Genomic DNA, 17,280 nt, shown 5'->3' on the forward strand with positions numbered 1-17,280 from the left:
CCCGGCTCAGGCGCCGGTGCTGCCGAACTCGCGCTCCAGGGAGGCGATCTGGTTGGAACCGAGACCACGCACCCGGCGGCTTTCGGAGATGCCGAGTCGCTCCATGATCTGCTTGGCGCGGACCTTGCCCACGCCCGGCAGCGACTCCAGCAGGGCGGAGACCTTCATCTTCCCGATGACGTCGTTCTCCTGGCCCTGCTTGATGACCTCTTGGAGGGAGGCGCCGGAGTGCTTGAGTCGATTCTTGACCTCGGCCCGCTCCCGGCGAGCCGCGGCGGCCTTTTCGAGCGCGGCTGCGCGCTGTTCGGGGGTAAGGGGCGGAAGAGCCACGCCTACGTCACCTCGGATGTCGAACTGTCGGATACGGACCGGTGGGGAACCTAGTCGCCCCACACCAGTGGAGCAGCGATCAACGCAAGCCTCCGCTGAACGCTGACTCTGCCCCGGAGACTAGCGGCCTATGCCTCTCCAGTCAGCGAGAACGGAGGAAAAGTCCTGGTCAGCATCGACCGACCGGGACTTTTCCGGCATATCGACCGGGTTTTCGGCCAAGTTCGACGTCCTCGACGAGACGGCTCCGACCTGCGGATTGGTCAGATGTGCGGTGCCGCGGCCACGGCCTCGCGGATTTCGTCCGCCCATCGCTCCGCCGAGGCCCGCAGCGCGGAGGCGTCCGGTCCGTGCCGCAGCACCGCCCGGCTGACGTTCGGGACGACGTTGCCAACCGCCGTGCCGAAGACGGCCGGCAGGTCGCCGGGGGCCGCGCCCTGGGCGCCGAGGCCGGGGGCCAGCAGGGGGCCGTTGATGTCGAGATCGAAGGAGGAGAGGTCGCCGAGGGTGGCGCCGACGACCGCGCCGAAGGAGCCCATCGGGGTCTCTCCCGCGTTCTCCTCGGCGAGGTGGGCCAGCATGGTGGCGCCGATCGTCCGGCCGGCCGGGTCGTCGGGGCGGACCGCGCGCTGGACCTCGGCGCCCTCCGGGTTGGAGGTGAGGGCCAGGACGAAGAGGCCGGCACCGCTCTCCCGGGCCAGGTCGACGGCCGGCTTCAGCGAGCCGTAGCCCAGGTACGGGGAGACGGTCAGCGCGTCCGAGAACAGCGGCGCGTCCTCGCGCAGGAAGGTCTCGGCGTAGGCGGCCATGGTGGAGCCGATGTCCCCGCGCTTGGCGTCCATGACGACCAGGGTGCCGGCGGCGCGGGCGTCCGCCACGGTCCGCTCCAGGACCGCGACGCCCTTCGAGCCGAAGCGTTCGAAGAAGGCGGCCTGCGGCTTGAGGACGGCGACCTGGTCGGCCAGGGCCTCGACGACCGTACGGGAGAACCGCTCCAGGCCCGTGACGTCGTCGCTCAGGCCCCAGGACGAGAGCAGGGCGGCGTGCGGGTCGATGCCGACGCAGAGGGGGCCGCGCCGGTCCATGGCGGCGCGCAGGCGGGTACCGAACGCGGGGGGCCGCCCGGAGGGCGTCGTCGAGGGGCGGTGGTCGGGCGACGGGAGGGCGGTCACAGGGCGGCCTTTCGGGTGTCGGCGCCGACGGCCTCGGCGAGCGTGGCGTACGGGGAGGCCGCGAGGCGCGCGGCGAGGCCCTTGTGGATCGCGCGGGCGTAGAACGGGCCCTCGTAGATGAAGGCGCTGTATCCCTGGATCAGCGTGGCTCCGGCCAGGATCCGCTGCCAGGCGTCCTCGGCGTTCTCGATGCCGCCGACGCCCACCAGGACCAGGCGGTCGCCCACGCGCGCGTACAGGCGGCGCAGGACCTCCAGGGACCGCTGCTTGACGGGCGCGCCGGACAGGCCGCCGGTCTCCTTGATCAGCGCGGGGTCGGACCTCAGGCCCAGGCCCTCGCGGGCGATGGTGGTGTTGGTGGCGATGATGCCGTCGAGACCCAGCTCCAGGGCGAGGTCCGCGACGGCGTCGATGTCGTCGTCGGCGAGATCGGGGGCGATCTTGACGAGGAGCGGGACGCGCCGGTCGGTGACCGTGCGGTCGGCCGCTTCCCGTACCGCCGTGAGCAGCGGGCGGAGGGACTCGGTGGCCTGGAGGTTGCGCAGGCCGGGGGTGTTGGGCGAGGAGACGTTCACGACCAGGTAGTCGGCGTGGGCGGCGAGGCGCTCGGTCGACTTCACGTAGTCGGCGGCGGCGTCGGCCTCCGGGACGGTCTTCGTCTTGCCGATGTTGACGCCGACGACGGTCCGGAAGACCGGCACGCGCGCGTGGAGGCGGGCGGCGACGGCGGCGGAACCGTCGTTGTTGAAGCCCATGCGGTTGATCAGGGCGCGGTCCGGGACCAGCCGGAAGAGCCGCTTCCTGGGGTTGCCCGGCTGGGCCTCGCCGGTGACGGTGCCGATCTCGACGTGGTCGAAGCCGAGCATCGACATGCCGTCGATGGCGACGGCGTTCTTGTCGAAGCCGGCGGCGAGGCCGAAGGGGCCGTGCATGCGCAGGCCCAGGGCCTCGGTGCGCAGCTCCTTGTGGCGGGGGGCGAGGACGGCGGCGACGAGGGTGCGCAGCACGGGTACGCGGGCGGCCAGGCGGATCCAGCGGAAGGCCAGGTGGTGGGCGTCCTCGGGGTCCATGCGCTTGAAGACGAGGTGGAAGAAGAACTTGTACATGAGAGGTGTCCTCAGCAAGAGGGGGACACCGTTTCCGGTGTCCCCCTTGTGGGCTGCTAGTCGCGGGCCGCGGTCAGGTGTTCCGCGTGTTCCTGGAGCGAGCGGACGCCCACACCGCCGTGGCCGAGCGCCTCGATGCCCTGGACGGCGGCGGCGAGCGCCTGGACCGTCGTCAGGCACGGGACGCCGCGGGCGACGGCCGCGGTGCGGATCTCGTAGCCGTCGAGGCGGCCACCGGTGCCGTACGGGGTGTTGACGATGAGGTCGACCTCGCCCTCGTGGATGAGGCGGACGATGGTCTTCTCGCCGCCCGGGCCCTCGCCCTCGGACTGCTTGCGCACGACGGTGGCGTTGATGCCGTTGCGCTTGAGGACCTCGGCCGTGCCGGAGGTGGCGAGCAGCTCGAAGCCGTGCGCGACGAGCTCGCGGGCCGGGAAGATCATCGAGCGCTTGTCGCGGTTGGCGACGGAGATGAACGCGCGGCCCTTGGTGGGCAGCGGGCCGTAGGCGCCGGCCTGCGACTTGGCGTACGCCGTGCCGAAGACCGCGTCGATGCCCATGACCTCGCCGGTGGAGCGCATCTCCGGGCCGAGGACGGTGTCCACACCGCGGCCGTGGACGTCGCGGAAGCGCGACCACGGCATCACGGCCTCCTTGACGGAGATCGGCGCGTCGAGCGGCAGGGTGCCGCCGTCGCCGTTCTTCGGCAGCAGGCCCTCCTCGCGCAGTTCGGCGACGGTGGCGCCCAGCGAGATGCGGGCGGCGGCCTTCGCCAGCGGCACGGCGGTCGCCTTCGACGTGAAGGGCACGGTCCGGGAGGCGCGCGGGTTGGCCTCCAGGACGTACAGGATGTCGCCGGCCAGCGCGAACTGGATGTTGATCAGGCCGCGGACGCCGACACCCTTGGCGATGGCCTCGGTGGAGGCGCGCAGCCGCTTGATGTCGAAGCCGCCGAGGGTGATCGGGGGCAGGGCGCAGGCCGAGTCGCCGGAGTGGATGCCGGCCTCCTCGATGTGCTCCATGACGCCGCCGAGGTAGAGCTCGGTGCCGTCGTAGAGCGCGTCGACGTCGATCTCGATGGCGTCGTCGAGGAAGCGGTCGACCAGGACCGGCCGGGTGGGGCTGATCTCGGTGGACTCGGCGATGTACGTCTCGAGGCGGGCCTCGTCGTACACGATCTCCATGCCGCGGCCACCGAGCACGTACGACGGGCGTACGAGGACGGGGTAGCCGATCTCGTCGGCGATGGCCTTGGCGCCCGCGAAGGTGGTGGCGGTGCCGTGCTTGGGGGCCGGCAGGCCCGCCTCGGCGAGCACGCGGCCGAAGGCGCCGCGGTCCTCGGCGGCGTGGATGGCCTCCGGCGAGGTGCCGACGACCGGCACGCCGTTGTCCTTGAGCGCCTGGGCGAGACCCAGCGGGGTCTGGCCGCCGAGCTGGACGACGACGCCGGCGATGGGCCCGGCGAGCGACTCGGCGTGGACGATCTCCAGCACGTCCTCGAGCGTCAGCGGCTCGAAGTACAGGCGGTCGGAGGTGTCGTAGTCGGTCGAGACCGTCTCGGGGTTGCAGTTGACCATCACGGTCTCGTAGCCCGCGTCGCTGAGCGCGAAGGAGGCGTGGACGCAGGAGTAGTCGAACTCGATGCCCTGGCCGATGCGGTTGGGGCCGGAGCCCAGGATGATCACGGCGGGCTTCTCGCGGGGGGCGACCTCGCTCTCCTCGTCGTACGAGGAGTAGAAGTACGGGGTCTTGGCGGCGAACTCGGCGGCGCAGGTGTCGACGGTCTTGTAGACCGGGCGGACGCCGAGGGCGTGCCGGACCTCGCGGACGACGTCCTCGCGCAGGCCGCGGAGCTCGGCGATCTGGACGTCGGAGAAGCCGTGGCGCTTGGCGTGGGCGAGCAGCTCGGGGTCGAGCCGCTCGGCGGCGGCCAGCTCGTCGGCGATCTCCTTGATGAGGAAGAGCTGGTCGACGAACCAGGGGTCGATCTTCGTGGCGTCGAAGACCTCCTCGGGGGTGGCGCCGGCGCGGATGGCCTGCATGACGGTGTTGATCCGGCCGTCGGTGGGGCGGGCGGCCTCCCGCAGCAGCTCGTCCTTGTCGCCGGGCTCGCCGACGAAGGTGAACTGGCTGCCCTTCTTCTCCAGGGAGCGCAGGGCCTTCTGGAGCGCTTCGGTGAAGTTGCGGCCGATGGCCATGGCCTCGCCGACCGACTTCATGGTCGTCGTCAGCGTGGAGTCGGCGGAGGGGAACTTCTCGAACGCGAAGCGCGGCGCCTTGACGACGACGTAGTCGAGCGTGGGCTCGAAGGACGCCGGGGTCTTCTCCGTGATGTCGTTGGGGATCTCGTCCAGCGTGTAGCCGACGGCTAGACGGGCCGCGATCTTCGCGATGGGGAATCCGGTCGCCTTGGAGGCGAGCGCGGAGGACCGCGAGACACGCGGGTTCATCTCGATGACGATGATCCGGCCGTCTTCCGGGTTGACCGCGAACTGGATGTTGCAGCCGCCGGTGTCGACGCCGACCTCGCGGATGATCGCGATGCCGATGTCGCGCAGCCGCTGGTACTCGCGGTCGGTGAGGGTCATCGCCGGGGCGACGGTGATCGAGTCACCGGTGTGGACGCCCATCGGGTCGAAGTTCTCGATGGAGCAGACGACCACGACGTTGTCGTTCTTGTCGCGCATCAGCTCCAGCTCGTACTCCTTCCAGCCGAGGATGGACTCCTCCAGGAGCACCTCGGTGGTCGGCGAGAGGGTCAGGCCCTGGCCGGCGATGCGGCGCAGCTCCTCCTCGTCGTGGGCGAAGCCGGAGCCGGCGCCGCCCATGGTGAAGGAGGGGCGGACGACGACGGGGTAGCCGCCGAGCGTCTCGACGCCCTTGATGACGTCGTCCATGGAGTGGCAGATGACCGAGCGGGCGGACTCGCCGTAACCGATCTTGGCCTTGACGGCCTCGACGACGCCCTTGAAGAGGTCGCGGTCCTCGCCCTTGTGGATGGCCTCGACGTTGGCGCCGATGAGCTCGACGCCGTACTTCTCCAGGACGCCCTGCTCGTGCATGGAGATCGCGGTGTTGAGCGCGGTCTGGCCGCCGAGGGTGGGCAGGAGGGCGTCGGGGCGCTCCTTGGCGATGATCTTCTCGACGAACTCGGGGGTGATCGGCTCGACGTAGGTGGCGTCGGCGATCTCCGGGTCGGTCATGATCGTGGCCGGGTTGGAGTTGACCAGGATCACCCGCAGGCCCTCGGCCTTGAGGATGCGGCACGCCTGGGTTCCGGAGTAGTCGAACTCGGCGGCCTGACCGATGACGATCGGGCCGGAGCCGATGACCAGGACGGACTGGATATCGGTGCGCTTAGGCACGCTCGGCCTCCATCAGGGATACGAAGCGGTCGAAGAGGTACGCGGCGTCGTGCGGGCCCGCGGCCGCCTCGGGGTGGTACTGGACGCTGAAGGCCGGCTGGTCGAGCAGCTGGAGGCCTTCGACGACCTGGTCGTTCAGGCACACGTGGGAGACCTCGGCGCGCCCGTAGGGGGTGTCCGAGACCTTGTCGAGCGGGGCGTCGACGGCGAAGCCGTGGTTGTGCGCGGTGACCTCGACCTTGCCGGTCGTACGGTCCTGCACCGGCTGGTTGATGCCGCGGTGGCCGTACTTCAGCTTGTAGGTGCCGAAGCCGAGGGCGCGCCCGAGGATCTGGTTGCCGAAGCAGATGCCGAAGAGCGGGGTCTTGCGCTCCAGGACGCCCTGCATGACGGCGACGGGACCGTCGGCGGTGGCCGGGTCGCCCGGGCCGTTGGAGAAGAACACTCCGTCGGGCTGGACGGCGTAGACGTCCTCGACGGTGGCGGTGGCGGGCAGCACGTGCACCTCGATGCCGCGCTCGGCCATCCGGTGCGGGGTCATGCCCTTGATGCCGAGGTCGACGGCGGCGACGGTGAACTTCTTCTCGCCGATGGCCGGGACGACGTACGTCTCGTGGGTGGCGACCTCCGCGGCGAGGTTCGCGCCCTTCATCTGCGGGGCTTCCTGAACCTTGGCGAGGAGGGCGGCGTCGTCCGTCACGGCGTCGCCGGAGAAGATGCCGACGCGCATCGCGCCGCGCTCGCGCAGGTGGCGGGTGAGGGCCCGGGTGTCGATGCCGGCGATGCCGACGACGCCCTGGTTCTCCAGCTCCTCGTCCAGCGAGCGCCGGGAGCGCCAGTTGGAGGAGACGCGGGCGGGGTCGCGGACGACGTAACCGGCGACCCAGATCTTCTTGGACTCGGGGTCCTCGTCGTTGACGCCGGTGTTGCCGACGTGCGGGGCGGTCATCACGACGACCTGGCGGTGGTACGACGGGTCGGTGAGGGTCTCCTGGTAACCGGTCATGCCGGTGGAGAACACGGCCTCGCCGAAGGTCTCCCCCACGGCCCCGTAGGCGCGGCCGCGGAAGATGCGACCGTCCTCCAGGACGAGTACGGCGGGAGCTGCCTTGTGCCCCTGCGGGTGGGCCCCCTGGCTGGAGGTCGTCATCGTGCGGTGCCTTCCGTCGTGCGTGTGTGGTTCATGGAGTTGATGGCCTCGACCCAGGCGGTGTGCTCGGCCGCGCGGTCGGAGCGGAAGCCGGAGTCGAGCAGCCTGTCGCCGTGCGCCCAGGTGACGACGAGCAGCCCGCCCTCGGCGAGGACCTTGCCGGCGATGCCCTTGTCGAGGCGGGCCTCGCGCAGGGCGTCGGCCGGGATGAGGAAGTCGTTCGCCCCGGGGCGTACGACCTCGACCCCCGCCTCGGTGAGCGTGAGCTCGACCCGGCTGCGGGTGCCGAGACCGTGGGCGACGATCCGGTCGAGCCACTGCCCGGCGGTGGTGGACCCGTGGTAGCGCCCGCTCAGAGTCAGTTTCGCCTCGCCCGGCGTCTCCGGCACTCCCGGCAGCTCCGGCAGGTCCGACTGGAGGCTGCCGCGCCACTTCCATCCCTGGCGCATCAGCCAGTAGACGAAGGCGACGAAGAGGGCCAGGCCGACCAGCCAGCCGATGCGTCCGGCCCAGTTGGTGACCTCCGCCGATTTCTCCCCGGCGGCCAGGATGATCAGAGATGTCACGCCAGCTTCCCGTCCACGAGCGTCGCCCTGCCCCGCAGGAAGGTGTGGGTGACGCGTCCCGGCAGCTCGCGGCCCTCGTACGGGGTGTTGCGGCTGCGGGAGGCGAAGCCCGCGGGGTCCACGGCTCCACGGTATGCCGGATCGACCAGGGTCAGGTTGGCGGGCTCACCAGCCGAGACGGGGCGGCCGTGGCCCTCGGCCCGTCCGATCCGGGCGGGCGTGACGGACATCCGGTCGGCGACGCCGGCCCAGTCGAGCAGTCCGGTCTCGACCATCGTCTGCTGGACGACGGAGAGCGCGGTCTCCAGACCGACCATGCCCATGGCGGCCGCGGCCCACTCGCAGTCCTTGTCCTCGTGCGGGTGGGGGGCGTGGTCGGTGGCGACGATGTCGATCGTGCCGTCGGCCAGGGCCTCGCGCAGGGCGAGCACGTCGCGCTCGGTGCGCAGCGGCGGGTTGACCTTGTAGACCGGGTTGTAGGTGCGGACCAGCTCGTCGGTCAGGAGCAGGTGGTGCGGGGTGACCTCGGCGGTGACGTCGATGCCGCGGGACTTGGCCCAGCGGACGATCTCGACCGAGCCGGCCGTGGAGAGGTGGCAGATGTGGACGCGGGAGCCGACGTGCTCGGCGAGCAGGACGTCGCGCGCGATGATCGACTCCTCGGCGACGGCCGGCCAGCCGCCGAGACCGAGCTCGGCGGAGACGACGCCCTCGTTCATCTGGGCGCCCTCGGTGAGGCGGGGCTCCTGGGCGTGCTGGGCGACGACGCCGCCGAAGGCCTTCACGTACTCCAGGGCGCGGCGCATGATCACCGCGTCGTCGACGCACTTGCCGTCGTCGGAGAAGACGGTGACGCCGGCGGCGGAGTCGTGCATGGCGCCGAGCTCGGCCAGCTTCTTGCCCTCCAGGCCGACGGTGACGGCGCCGATGGGCTGCACGTCGCAGTAGCCGGACTCCTTGCCGAGGCGGTAGACCTGCTCGACGACGCCGGCGGTGTCGGCGACGGGGAAGGTGTTGGCCATGGCGAAGACGGCGGTGTAGCCGCCGGAGGCGGCGGCCCGGGTGCCGGTGAGGACGGTCTCGGAGTCCTCGCGGCCGGGCTCGCGCAGATGGGTGTGGAGGTCGACCAGGCCGGGCAGCAGGATCCGGCCCTCCGCCTCGACGACGGTGGCGTCGTCGGCCGCCAGGCCCGTGCCCACGGCGGCGATGGTCTCGCCGTCGATGAGGACGTCCTGGGCCTCGCCGCCGAGCACCTTCGCACCTCGGATAAGGATCTTGCTCATGGTTACTTGCTCTCCTCGGTGACAGAGCTGTGCGGGGTGACGGCGGGCTCGTTGCCGCCCAGAAGCAGGTAGAGGACGGCCATCCGGATGGAGACGCCGTTGGCGACCTGCTCGACGACCGTGCAGCGGTTGGAGTCGGCGACCTCTGCGGTGATCTCCATGCCGCGGACCATGGGGCCGGGGTGCATCACGAGGGCGTGCTCGGGCATCTTGGCCATCCGGTGGCCGTCCAGTCCGTACCGCCGCGAGTACTCGCGCTCGGTCGGGAAGAAGGCGGCGTTCATCCGCTCGCGCTGCACACGGAGCATCATCACGGCGTCGGACTTGGGCAGCACGCTGTCGAGGTCGTAGCTGATCTCGCAGGGCCACGCCTCGACGCCGACCGGTACGAGGGTGGGCGGGGCGACCAGGGTGACCTCGGCGCCGAGGGTGTGGAGCAGGTCGACGTTGGAGCGGGCGACCCGGCTGTGCAGGACGTCGCCGACGAGCGTGATGCGCTTTCCCGCGAGGTCCTGGCCGAGGCCGGCGTCGCGGCCGACGAGGCGGCGGCGCATGGTGAAGGCGTCCAGCAGGGCCTGGGTGGGGTGCTGGTGGGTGCCGTCGCCGGCGTTGATGACGGGGGCGTCGATCCAGCCGGAGGTGGCGAGGCGGTAGGGGGCGCCGGAGGCGCTGTGCCGGATGACGACGGCGTCGACGCCCATGGCCTCCAGGGTCTGCGCGGTGTCCTTGAGGGACTCGCCCTTGGAGACGCTGGACCCCTTGGCCGCGAAGTTGATGACGTCGGCGGAGAGGCGCTTCTCGGCGGCTTCGAAGGAGATCCGGGTGCGGGTGGAGTCCTCGAAGAAGAGGTTGCAGATCGTGCGGCCGCGCAGCGCGGGCAGCTTCTTGATCGGCCGGTCGGCCACCCGGGCCATCTCCTCGGCGGTGTCGAGGATGAGGACGGCGTCGTCGCGGGTGAGGTCGGCGGCCGAGATGAGGTGACGCATCATCGGGGGTTTCGCTCCGTGTGGTGGCGAGGTGAGGGCGTGCGGGCACGCAGGGGTGTGCCCTGGACCCGTCGGGGTGCCGTTCCGGCTGGGGTCCGGCTAGGCGATGGGCTTGCCGCCGAGCAGCACGGTGTCGCGACCGTCCTCCTCGGCGAGCTGGACCTTGACCGTCTCCCGCAGCGACGTGGGGAGGTTCTTGCCGACGTAGTCGGCGCGGATCGGGAGTTCGCGGTGACCGCGGTCGACGAGGACCGCGAGCTGGACGGCGCGGGGGCGGCCGATGTCGCCGAGCGCGTCGAGCGCGGCGCGGATGGTGCGGCCGGAGAAGAGGACGTCGTCGACGAGGACGACCAGGCGGCCGTCGATGCCGTCGGCGGGGATGTCGGTGCGGCCGATCGTCCGGGCGGGCTTCATCCGCAGGTCGTCCCGGTACATGGTGATGTCGAGGGAGCCGACCGGGATCGTGCGTCCGGTGATCTCGGCGAGCTTGTCGGCCAGCCGGCGGGCGAGGAAGACGCCACGCGTGGGAATGCCGAGGAGGACCACGTCGTCGGCGCCCTTGGCGCGTTCGACGATCTCGTGGGCGATGCGGGTCAGAACCCGCGCGATGTCGGGGCCCTCGAGGACGGGGCGCGCGGCATCGGTGTGCTGCTGTGTGTCCATATGAAAACGGACCTCCTTCTCCGCCTCACGGGACGGCTCTTAAAGGACGTCGGAACTGCGCCTTCGACTGTAGCAGGGGCGGGCGGGTGACCGCTCACACCCCTCTCGCCACTCCGGGCGCCGTCCCTCGGGAGTGGGCGGTATGGACCATTCGGCTTGACGGAGCCAAGTAACGCTGCGTAACCTCACAGTGAGTTACCAGCCACGCGGCGGAGCCGCACGTTGTCACAGCGTCCGGGGAGCTATATGTCCAGCGAATACGCAAAGCAGCTCGGGGCCAAGCTCCGTGCCATCCGCACCCAGCAGGGCCTTTCCCTCCACGGTGTGGAAGAGAAGTCCCAGGGCCGCTGGAAGGCCGTCGTGGTGGGCTCGTACGAGCGCGGCGACCGCGCGGTGACGGTGCAGCGCCTCGCCGAGCTGGCGGACTTCTACGGCGTCCCGGTGCAGGAGCTCCTGCCCGGTACGACCCCTGGCGGCGCCGCCGAGCCGCCGCCGAAGCTGGTCCTGGACCTGGAGCGCCTGGCCCACGTCCCGCAGGAGAAGGCCGGCCCGCTGCAGCGCTACGCCGCGACGATCCAGTCGCAGCGCGGTGACTACAACGGCAAGGTGCTGTCGATCCGCCAGGACGACCTCCGTACCCTCGCCGTGATCTACGACCAGTCGCCGTCGGTGCTGACCGAGCAGCTCATCAGCTGGGGCGTTCTGGACGCGGACGCGCGCCGTGCGGTCGCCCACGAGGAGAGCTGATCCTCATCCGCTGAGAGTTCAGCAGAAACGTTGCCGCCGGGGTGGCGGGAGACCTGTGGGTCTTCCGCCACCCCGGCGGTCTTTTCGTATGCCGCCTGCCCCCGTACGCCGAAGGGGCCCGCAGCATCATGTGCTGCGGGCCCCTTCGACTGCCGGGGGTGCTGGGGTCAGGCGTCCCGGCGCAGGCGTGGCTTCAAGTCCTTGAAGCGGCCCAGGAGGCCGTTGACGAAGCTCGGGGACTCGTCGGTGGAGAACTCCTTGGCGAGCTGCACCGCCTCGTCGATCGCCACCGCGTCCGGCGTCTCGTCCAGCCAGATCAGTTCGTATGCGCCGAGGCGCACGATGTTCCGGTCGGCGACCGGCATCCGGTCGAGGTCCCAGTCCACCGCGTAGGTGGCGATGAGGTCGTCGATACGGTCCACGTGGTCCGCGTACCCCTCGACCAGCTGCATCGTGAACTCGTTGACCGCGGGCTGCCGGTCGTCGGAGCGAGCGTGCCGGACCCAGTCCGCGAGGACCTGCCGCACGGACGCGCCGCGCTGGTCGGCCTCGAAGAGGATCTGGAAGGCGCGCTTACGGGCGTTGCTGCGGGCAGCCACGGTTAGCTGTTCACCCGGCCGAGGTAGTCGCTCGTGCGGGTGTCGACCTTGATCTTCTCACCGGTGGTGATGAAGAGCGGGACCTGGATCTCGTGGCCGGTCTCCAGCGTGGCGGGCTTGGTGCCGCCGGTGGAGCGGTCGCCCTGGACGCCCGGGTCGGTGTGCTGGATGGTCAGCTCGACGGCGGCGGGGAGCTCGACGTAGAGCACCGAGCCCTCGTGCTGCGCGACGGAGGCGGTGAAGCCCTCGATCAGGAAGTTGGCGGCGTCGCCGACGGCCTTGCGGTCGACGTGCAGCTGGTCGTACGTCTGCATGTCCATGAAGACGAAGTAGTCGCCGTCCATGTACGAGAACTGCATGTCGCGGCGGTCGATGGTGGCCGTCTCGACCTTCACACCGGCGTTGAAGGTCTTGTCGACGACCTTGCCGGAGAGCACGTTCTTGAGCTTGGTGCGCACGAAGGCCGGGCCCTTGCCGGGCTTGACGTGCTGGAACTCGACGACGGACCAGAGCTGGTCCCCGTCGAGCTTGAGCACCATGCCGTTCTTGAGGTCGTTCGTGGAAGCCACGGTTGCGGAATCTCCTGGACTGACGTGGGACCAGAGAGGAGTACGCGCCCTACAGCGCGAGCAGCTCCTTGGTCGTAATGGTGAGTAGCTCGGGTCCGCCGTCCGCCTCCTGGCGCACGACGAGCGTGTCATCGATCCGGACCCCGCCCCGGCCCGGGAGGTGGACCCCCGGTTCGACGGTGACCGGCACACAAGCGTCCAGTTTACCCATGGCCGAGGGTGCGAGCTGCGGGTCCTCGTCGATTTCAAGGCCGACACCGTGTCCGATGAGCGGCGGAACGGCTTCCGAGTGGCCCGCGGCGTCCAGGATGTGGCGGGCGGCGTGGTCCACGTCCCGGTACTCCGCGCCGGGCACGAGCGACTCCCGCCCGGCCCGCTGAGCGGCGAAGACGAGGTCGTAGAGCTCGATCTGCCAGTCCGCGGGAGTCGTGCCGATGACGAAGGTGCGGCCGATCTCGCAGCGGTAGCCGCGGTACTCGGCGCCGAGGCAGACGGACAGGAAATCGCCCTCCTCGACCCGGCGGTCGGAGGGCCGGTGGCCTCTGCGGCCGGAGTTCGGGCCGGTGGCGACGGAGGTGGGGAACGCGGCGCCCTCCGCGCCGTGGTCGACGAGCCGCCGCTCCAGTTCCAGGGCGAGGTGGCGCTCGGTCCGGCCGACCAGGATGGATTCGAGGAGCTCGCCGAGGGCCTGGTCGGCGATCTCCGCGGCGATCCGCAGGCAGGCGATCTCGTCCTCGTCCTTGACGATCCGCAGCTGTTCCACGGCCCCGCGGAGGTCGGCGAGCCGGATCCGGGGCGCGATCGAGCCCATGGCCCGGTGCCGGGCGACCGTCAGGTGGTGCTCCTCGACGGCGAGGGCGTCCGCGCCCGCCTTTCGGGCGAAGTCGACGGCCGCGACGGCGGGATCACCGCTGCCGGCGGGAAGGACGGCCTGCCGGAGGAGTTCGTCGAGCCGTCCGTCGGCGGGATCGCCGCCGGGCGGTACGGGACAGAGCAGTACGTCCTCGTCCGGACCGACGAGGAGGACGGCTCCTGGGGGTGAGGCGCCCGCGAGATAGCGGACGTTGGCGGGGCGGGAGACCAGGGCCGCCGGGCTGCCCGCTGCCGCGCACCGGTCGCGCAGCCGCACACGGCGGTCCGCATACACCTGTGACATGTTCCGAGCCTACGAGGGGCTGGGCGCCCCGGCCCGCTCAGCGCGGCCGACCGGGCCATCGCCGGACGGATCCGGCCAGGCCGGGGCGGGCCGAAGCCGTACGTACGGGCGGGCGGGCGGCCACCAGCCGGCCCGGCTACCAGGGGGCTCGGCTACCAGGAGGGCGGGCTGGCGATGGAGCGGGCCAGGACCTCGTCGAGGACGCGGGCGGTGGTCTCCACGTCGTACTTGGAGTTGTCGATGATCGGAAGGCCGGAGCCGTACCAGCCCGCCATCCGGCCGTGGATGGAGGCGACCTCCTCGTCCGACAGGCGCCGGTTCCCGCTGCGTTCGGCGTTGCGCTCCAACACGATCTCCAGGCCCGGCAGGAGGACCACCGGGAGCAGGCCTGGGCCGACGTGCCGCTTCCAGCCGCCGAGGCCGACGACGGGGCGGTCCGGGAAGACGGCGTCGTCGAGGATGCAGGAGATGCCGTTGGCGAGGAAGTTGCGGGCGGCGAAGCCGCAGGTGCGGCGAGCGAGGCGGTACTGGGCCTCGGAGTGCTCGTTCCAGCCCGACTGGGGGTCGGCGAAGCCGGAGCAGACCCATTCGCGAACGTCGTCGAGGCTGATGTGCGCCGTGGGGACGCGACGGCGCTGTGCCCAGTGACGGGCGACGGTCGTCTTGCCCGCGCCGGCCGGGCCGATGAGCAGGACGGCGAGGGTCGCGGTGCCGGTACCGGCCTCGGCGGGTATGCCGACGGGCGGCAGCTGGACGTGCGCGGTGGTGTCCCGGGGCGGGCCGAGGGGGGTGGGCGCCTGCTGGGGCGGCGGGTGCGGCGCTCCGGCGTGCGGCGGCATCCCTCCGGCGGCCCACCCCGGTGCGGGCGGGGACGGCGGCCCCTGCGGGGCCGGGTGGTGCCCCTGCCGCACCGGGTGCGAGGCCGCCCCCGGATGCGGCGGGGCGGGGTGGGCGTGGGGCGCCGACGGGTGCTGAGGCGGCGCCTGCGGGGAGTGCGGGGACTGCGCCTGGTGTCCGCCCTGGGCCGCTGCCCATCCCGAGCGCTCGGGCGGTGGCAACGGAGCCCCCACTGCGTGCTGCATCCGGTGCCACTCCGTCTCGTACGGCCGATACTTCCGGGAACGTTACCGCCCCCGGCCCCCTGAAGGGGAACGGCCGGGGGCGGTCCGCAGTGCCCTCAGCCGGGCCCGTTCACTCTCAGCCGGTCAGTTCCTCGGCCAGCGCCCGCAGCGCCAGCCGGTAGGAACCGATCCCGAACCCGGCGATGGTCCCGGTCGCCACGGCGGCGACGACCGAGGTGTGCCGGAATTCCTCTCTGGTGTACGGATTCGAGATGTGCACCTCGATCAGCGGGGCGGTCCGCTGGGCGGCCGCGTCGCGCATTCCGTACGAGTAGTGCGTGAACGCACCGGGGTTGAGAACGACCGGAATCGAACCGTCCGCGGCCTCGTGCAGCCAGCGGATCATCTCGCCCTCGTCGTTGGTCTCCCGGACCTCCACGTCGAAGCCCAGCTCGGCGCCGAGCGTCCGGCAGGACTCCGCCAGGCCCTGGTAGGACGTGGCGCCGTAGATGTCGGGTTCGCGGGAGCCGAGCCGGCCCAGGTTCGGGCCGTTCAGCACCAGAACGGGGCGGAGCTCGCTCACGCGGACACCTCGCCGTAGGCCGCGACGAGCACCGCCGGGTCGGGGCCCTCCAGGACGGTCGGCTTGCCGAGGCCGTCGAGGACGATGAAGCGCAGCAGGTCGCCGCGGGACTTCTTGTCGACCTTCATGGTCTCGAGCAGCTTGGGCCACTGGTCGCCGCGGTAGGTCAGCGGCAGGCCGACCGATTCCAGGACCGTGCGGTGCCGGTCGGCGGTGGCGTCGTCGAGCCGGCCGGCGAGCCGGCCGAGTTCGGCGGCGAAGACCATGCCGACGGAGACGGCGGCGCCGTGCCGCCACTTGTACCGCTCGTTCTTCTCGATGGCGTGGGCCAGGGTGTGGCCGTAGTTGAGGATCTCCCGCCGGCCCGACTCCTTGAGGTCGCCGGAGACGACCTCCGCCTTGACCCGGATCGAGCGGACGATCAGCTCTGCGGTGTGCGGTCCGGCGGGTGTCCGGGCCGCCTGCGGGTCCTCCTCCACGAGATCGAGGATCACGGGGTCGGCGATGAAGCCGGCCTTGATGATCTCCGCGAGCCCGCTCACGTAGTCGTTGACCGGCAGCGAGTCCAGCGCGGCCAGGTCGCAGAGCACTCCGGCGGGCGGGTGGAAGGCGCCGACGAGGTTCTTGCCCTCGGCGGTGTTGATGCCGGTCTTGCCGCCGACGGCCGCGTCCACCATGGCGAGGACGGTCGTCGGGACGGCGATCCAGCGCACGCCCCGCAGCCAGGTCGCCGCCACGAACCCGGCGAGGTCGGTCGTGGCGCCGCCGCCGACGCCGACGATGACGTCGGTGCGGGTGAAGCCGGTCTGGCCGAGCGCCTTCCAGCAGTACGCCGCGACCTCGGCGGTCTTGGCCTCCTCGGCGTTCGGCACCTGGATGGCGACGGCCTCGAAGCCCTGGCCGGCGAGGTCCGCGCGCAGGGATTCGCCCGTCTCGGCGAGCGCTTCGGGGTGGATCACGGCCACGCGCTTGGCGCGGTTGCCGATCAGGGCGGGCAGCTCGGCGAGCAGCTGCCGTCCCACCAGCACCTCATACGGATCCGTGCCCGCCGAGCCGCCGACCTGGATACGGGTCACTTCCTGGTCCGTCATACGTCCTTCTTCAGCTCCAGAGCGTCGAGGACCGCGCTCGCGACCTCTTCGGGGGTGCGGTCGTCCGTGGCGACGACGACGCGTGCGACTTCGGTGTAGAGAGGGCGGCGCGCCTCCATCAGCTCGCGCCACTGGCGGCGCGGGTTGACGGCCAGCAGCGGCCGCGCGGTGTTGAGGCCGACGCGGCGGACCGCCTCGTCGACGTCCATCGAGAGATAGACGACGGGCAGTCCGCTGAGCAGCTCGCGGGTGGAGGCGTCGAGGACGGCGCCGCCGCCGAGCGCGAGGACTCCCTCGTGCTCGGCGACCGCCGCGCGTACGGCCTCGCGTTCGAGGGCGCGGAAGTGGTCCTCACCGTCCTCGATGAAGATGTCCGAGATCTCCCGGCCCTGGGCGGCGACGATGTCGGCGTCGGTGTCCCGGTAGGGCGCGCCGAGCAGCTCGGCCAGGAGCGCGCCCACCGTGGATTTGCCGGAGCCCATCGGTCCGACCAGGACGATCTGGGGTCCGCTCACCGGATCTGGAGGTGGTCGAGGTACGACCGGACGTTGCGGCGGGTCTCCGGGACGCTGTCGCCACCGAACTTCTCCACCACCGCGTCCGCGAGCACGAGCGCGACCATCGCCTCCGCGACGATCCCGGCAGCCGGGACCGCGCACACGTCGGAGCGCTGGTGGTGCGCCTGGGCGGCCTCACCTGTGACGACATCGACGGTGGCCAGGGCGCGCGGAACGGTCGCGATCGGCTTCATCGCCGCCCGCACCCGCAGCAGCTCACCGGTGGTCAGACCACCCTCCGTACCACCCGAGCGGCCCGACGTGCGCTTGATGCCCTCGGGCGTCGAGACGATCTC

The 17,280-nt window shown here is 71.3% G+C and carries 18 protein-coding genes; 1 reads left to right on the top strand and 17 read right to left on the bottom strand.

Going from position 1 to position 17,280, the window contains the following annotated elements; translation table 11 throughout:
• Nucleotides 1–6 precede the first annotated feature (6 nt).
• From ACWDX6_RS28230 to pyrR, 9 genes are all read right to left on the bottom strand, one after another.
• Nucleotides 7–330 (bottom strand): integration host factor, encoded by a 324-nt coding sequence (locus ACWDX6_RS28230; protein ID WP_451487703.1) that lies wholly within the window; start codon nt 328–330, stop codon nt 7–9.
• A gap of 263 nt (nt 331–593) precedes the next feature.
• Nucleotides 594–1,427: an orotidine-5'-phosphate decarboxylase gene (pyrF, locus tag ACWDX6_RS28235; RefSeq protein WP_451487718.1), complete on the bottom strand. Its 834-nt coding sequence runs from the start codon at nt 1,425–1,427 to the stop codon at nt 594–596.
• A gap of 71 nt (nt 1,428–1,498) precedes the next feature.
• Nucleotides 1,499–2,608: a quinone-dependent dihydroorotate dehydrogenase gene (locus tag ACWDX6_RS28240; protein ID WP_451487704.1), complete on the bottom strand. Its 1,110-nt coding sequence runs from the start codon at nt 2,606–2,608 to the stop codon at nt 1,499–1,501.
• A gap of 56 nt (nt 2,609–2,664) precedes the next feature.
• On the bottom strand, nt 2,665–5,973 hold the full coding sequence (gene carB, locus ACWDX6_RS28245; protein ID WP_451487705.1) for a carbamoyl-phosphate synthase large subunit: 3,309 nt from the start codon (nt 5,971–5,973) through the stop codon (nt 2,665–2,667).
• Nucleotides 5,966–7,123: a glutamine-hydrolyzing carbamoyl-phosphate synthase small subunit gene (gene carA / locus ACWDX6_RS28250; protein WP_451487706.1), complete on the bottom strand. Its 1,158-nt coding sequence runs from the start codon at nt 7,121–7,123 to the stop codon at nt 5,966–5,968. The genes carB and carA overlap by 8 nt, the downstream gene beginning before the upstream one ends.
• A complete protein-coding gene (locus ACWDX6_RS28255; protein ID WP_451487707.1) occupies nt 7,120–7,689 on the bottom strand; it encodes a PH-like domain-containing protein in 570 nt (189 codons plus the stop codon). Before ACWDX6_RS28255 ends, carA begins: the two co-directional genes overlap by 4 nt.
• Complete coding sequence (locus ACWDX6_RS28260; protein WP_451487708.1) at nt 7,686–8,972, bottom strand: dihydroorotase; 1,287 nt, start codon at nt 8,970–8,972, stop codon at nt 7,686–7,688. Before ACWDX6_RS28260 ends, ACWDX6_RS28255 begins: the two co-directional genes overlap by 4 nt.
• A 2-nt stretch (nt 8,973–8,974) precedes the next feature.
• Complete coding sequence (locus ACWDX6_RS28265) at nt 8,975–9,961, bottom strand: aspartate carbamoyltransferase catalytic subunit (RefSeq protein WP_451487709.1); 987 nt, start codon at nt 9,959–9,961, stop codon at nt 8,975–8,977.
• A 96-nt stretch (nt 9,962–10,057) separates the two neighbouring features.
• Nucleotides 10,058–10,621: a bifunctional pyr operon transcriptional regulator/uracil phosphoribosyltransferase PyrR gene (gene pyrR, locus ACWDX6_RS28270; RefSeq protein WP_451487710.1), complete on the bottom strand. Its 564-nt coding sequence runs from the start codon at nt 10,619–10,621 to the stop codon at nt 10,058–10,060.
• A 246-nt stretch (nt 10,622–10,867) separates the two neighbouring features.
• Here pyrR and bldD point away from each other — a divergent pair, with 246 nt between their 5' ends.
• Nucleotides 10,868–11,368: a transcriptional regulator BldD gene (bldD, locus tag ACWDX6_RS28275; protein WP_005319862.1), complete on the top strand. Its 501-nt coding sequence runs from the start codon at nt 10,868–10,870 to the stop codon at nt 11,366–11,368.
• A 167-nt stretch (nt 11,369–11,535) separates the two neighbouring features.
• On the opposite strand, the gene nusB is transcribed toward bldD, so the two are convergent.
• The 8 genes from nusB to ACWDX6_RS28315 all read right to left on the bottom strand — a co-directional run.
• Complete coding sequence (nusB, locus tag ACWDX6_RS28280) at nt 11,536–11,967, bottom strand: transcription antitermination factor NusB (RefSeq protein ID WP_451487711.1); 432 nt, start codon at nt 11,965–11,967, stop codon at nt 11,536–11,538.
• A gap of 2 nt (nt 11,968–11,969) precedes the next feature.
• On the bottom strand, nt 11,970–12,536 hold the full coding sequence (efp, locus tag ACWDX6_RS28285; RefSeq protein WP_215071963.1) for an elongation factor P: 567 nt from the start codon (nt 12,534–12,536) through the stop codon (nt 11,970–11,972).
• 49 nt (nt 12,537–12,585) lie between these two features.
• Entirely contained in the window at nt 12,586–13,692 is a 1,107-nt protein-coding gene (locus tag ACWDX6_RS28290) for an aminopeptidase P family protein (RefSeq protein ID WP_451487712.1), read from the bottom strand.
• A 152-nt stretch (nt 13,693–13,844) separates the two neighbouring features.
• Nucleotides 13,845–14,774, bottom strand: a complete 930-nt coding sequence (locus ACWDX6_RS28295) for an AAA family ATPase (RefSeq protein ID WP_451487713.1) — start codon at nt 14,772–14,774, stop codon at nt 13,845–13,847.
• Nucleotides 14,775–14,889: 115 nt separating this feature from the next.
• Nucleotides 14,890–15,336 carry a type II 3-dehydroquinate dehydratase gene (gene aroQ / locus ACWDX6_RS28300; RefSeq protein WP_451487714.1) on the bottom strand — a complete coding sequence of 149 codons (447 nt, stop codon included), beginning with the start codon at nt 15,334–15,336 and terminating at the stop codon, nt 14,890–14,892.
• Nucleotides 15,333–16,427, bottom strand: a complete 1,095-nt coding sequence (gene aroB, locus ACWDX6_RS28305) for a 3-dehydroquinate synthase (RefSeq protein WP_451487715.1) — start codon at nt 16,425–16,427, stop codon at nt 15,333–15,335. The genes aroQ and aroB overlap by 4 nt, the downstream gene beginning before the upstream one ends.
• A complete protein-coding gene (locus ACWDX6_RS28310; protein WP_451487716.1) occupies nt 16,424–16,942 on the bottom strand; it encodes a shikimate kinase in 519 nt (172 codons plus the stop codon). The genes aroB and ACWDX6_RS28310 overlap by 4 nt, the downstream gene beginning before the upstream one ends.
• Nucleotides 16,939–17,280: chorismate synthase (locus ACWDX6_RS28315; RefSeq protein ID WP_451487515.1), on the bottom strand; the 342-nt coding region annotated here is incomplete at its 5' end. The genes ACWDX6_RS28310 and ACWDX6_RS28315, both read right to left, overlap by 4 nt.

The sequence above is a fragment of the Streptomyces sp. NPDC003027 genome (genome assembly GCF_053591435.1).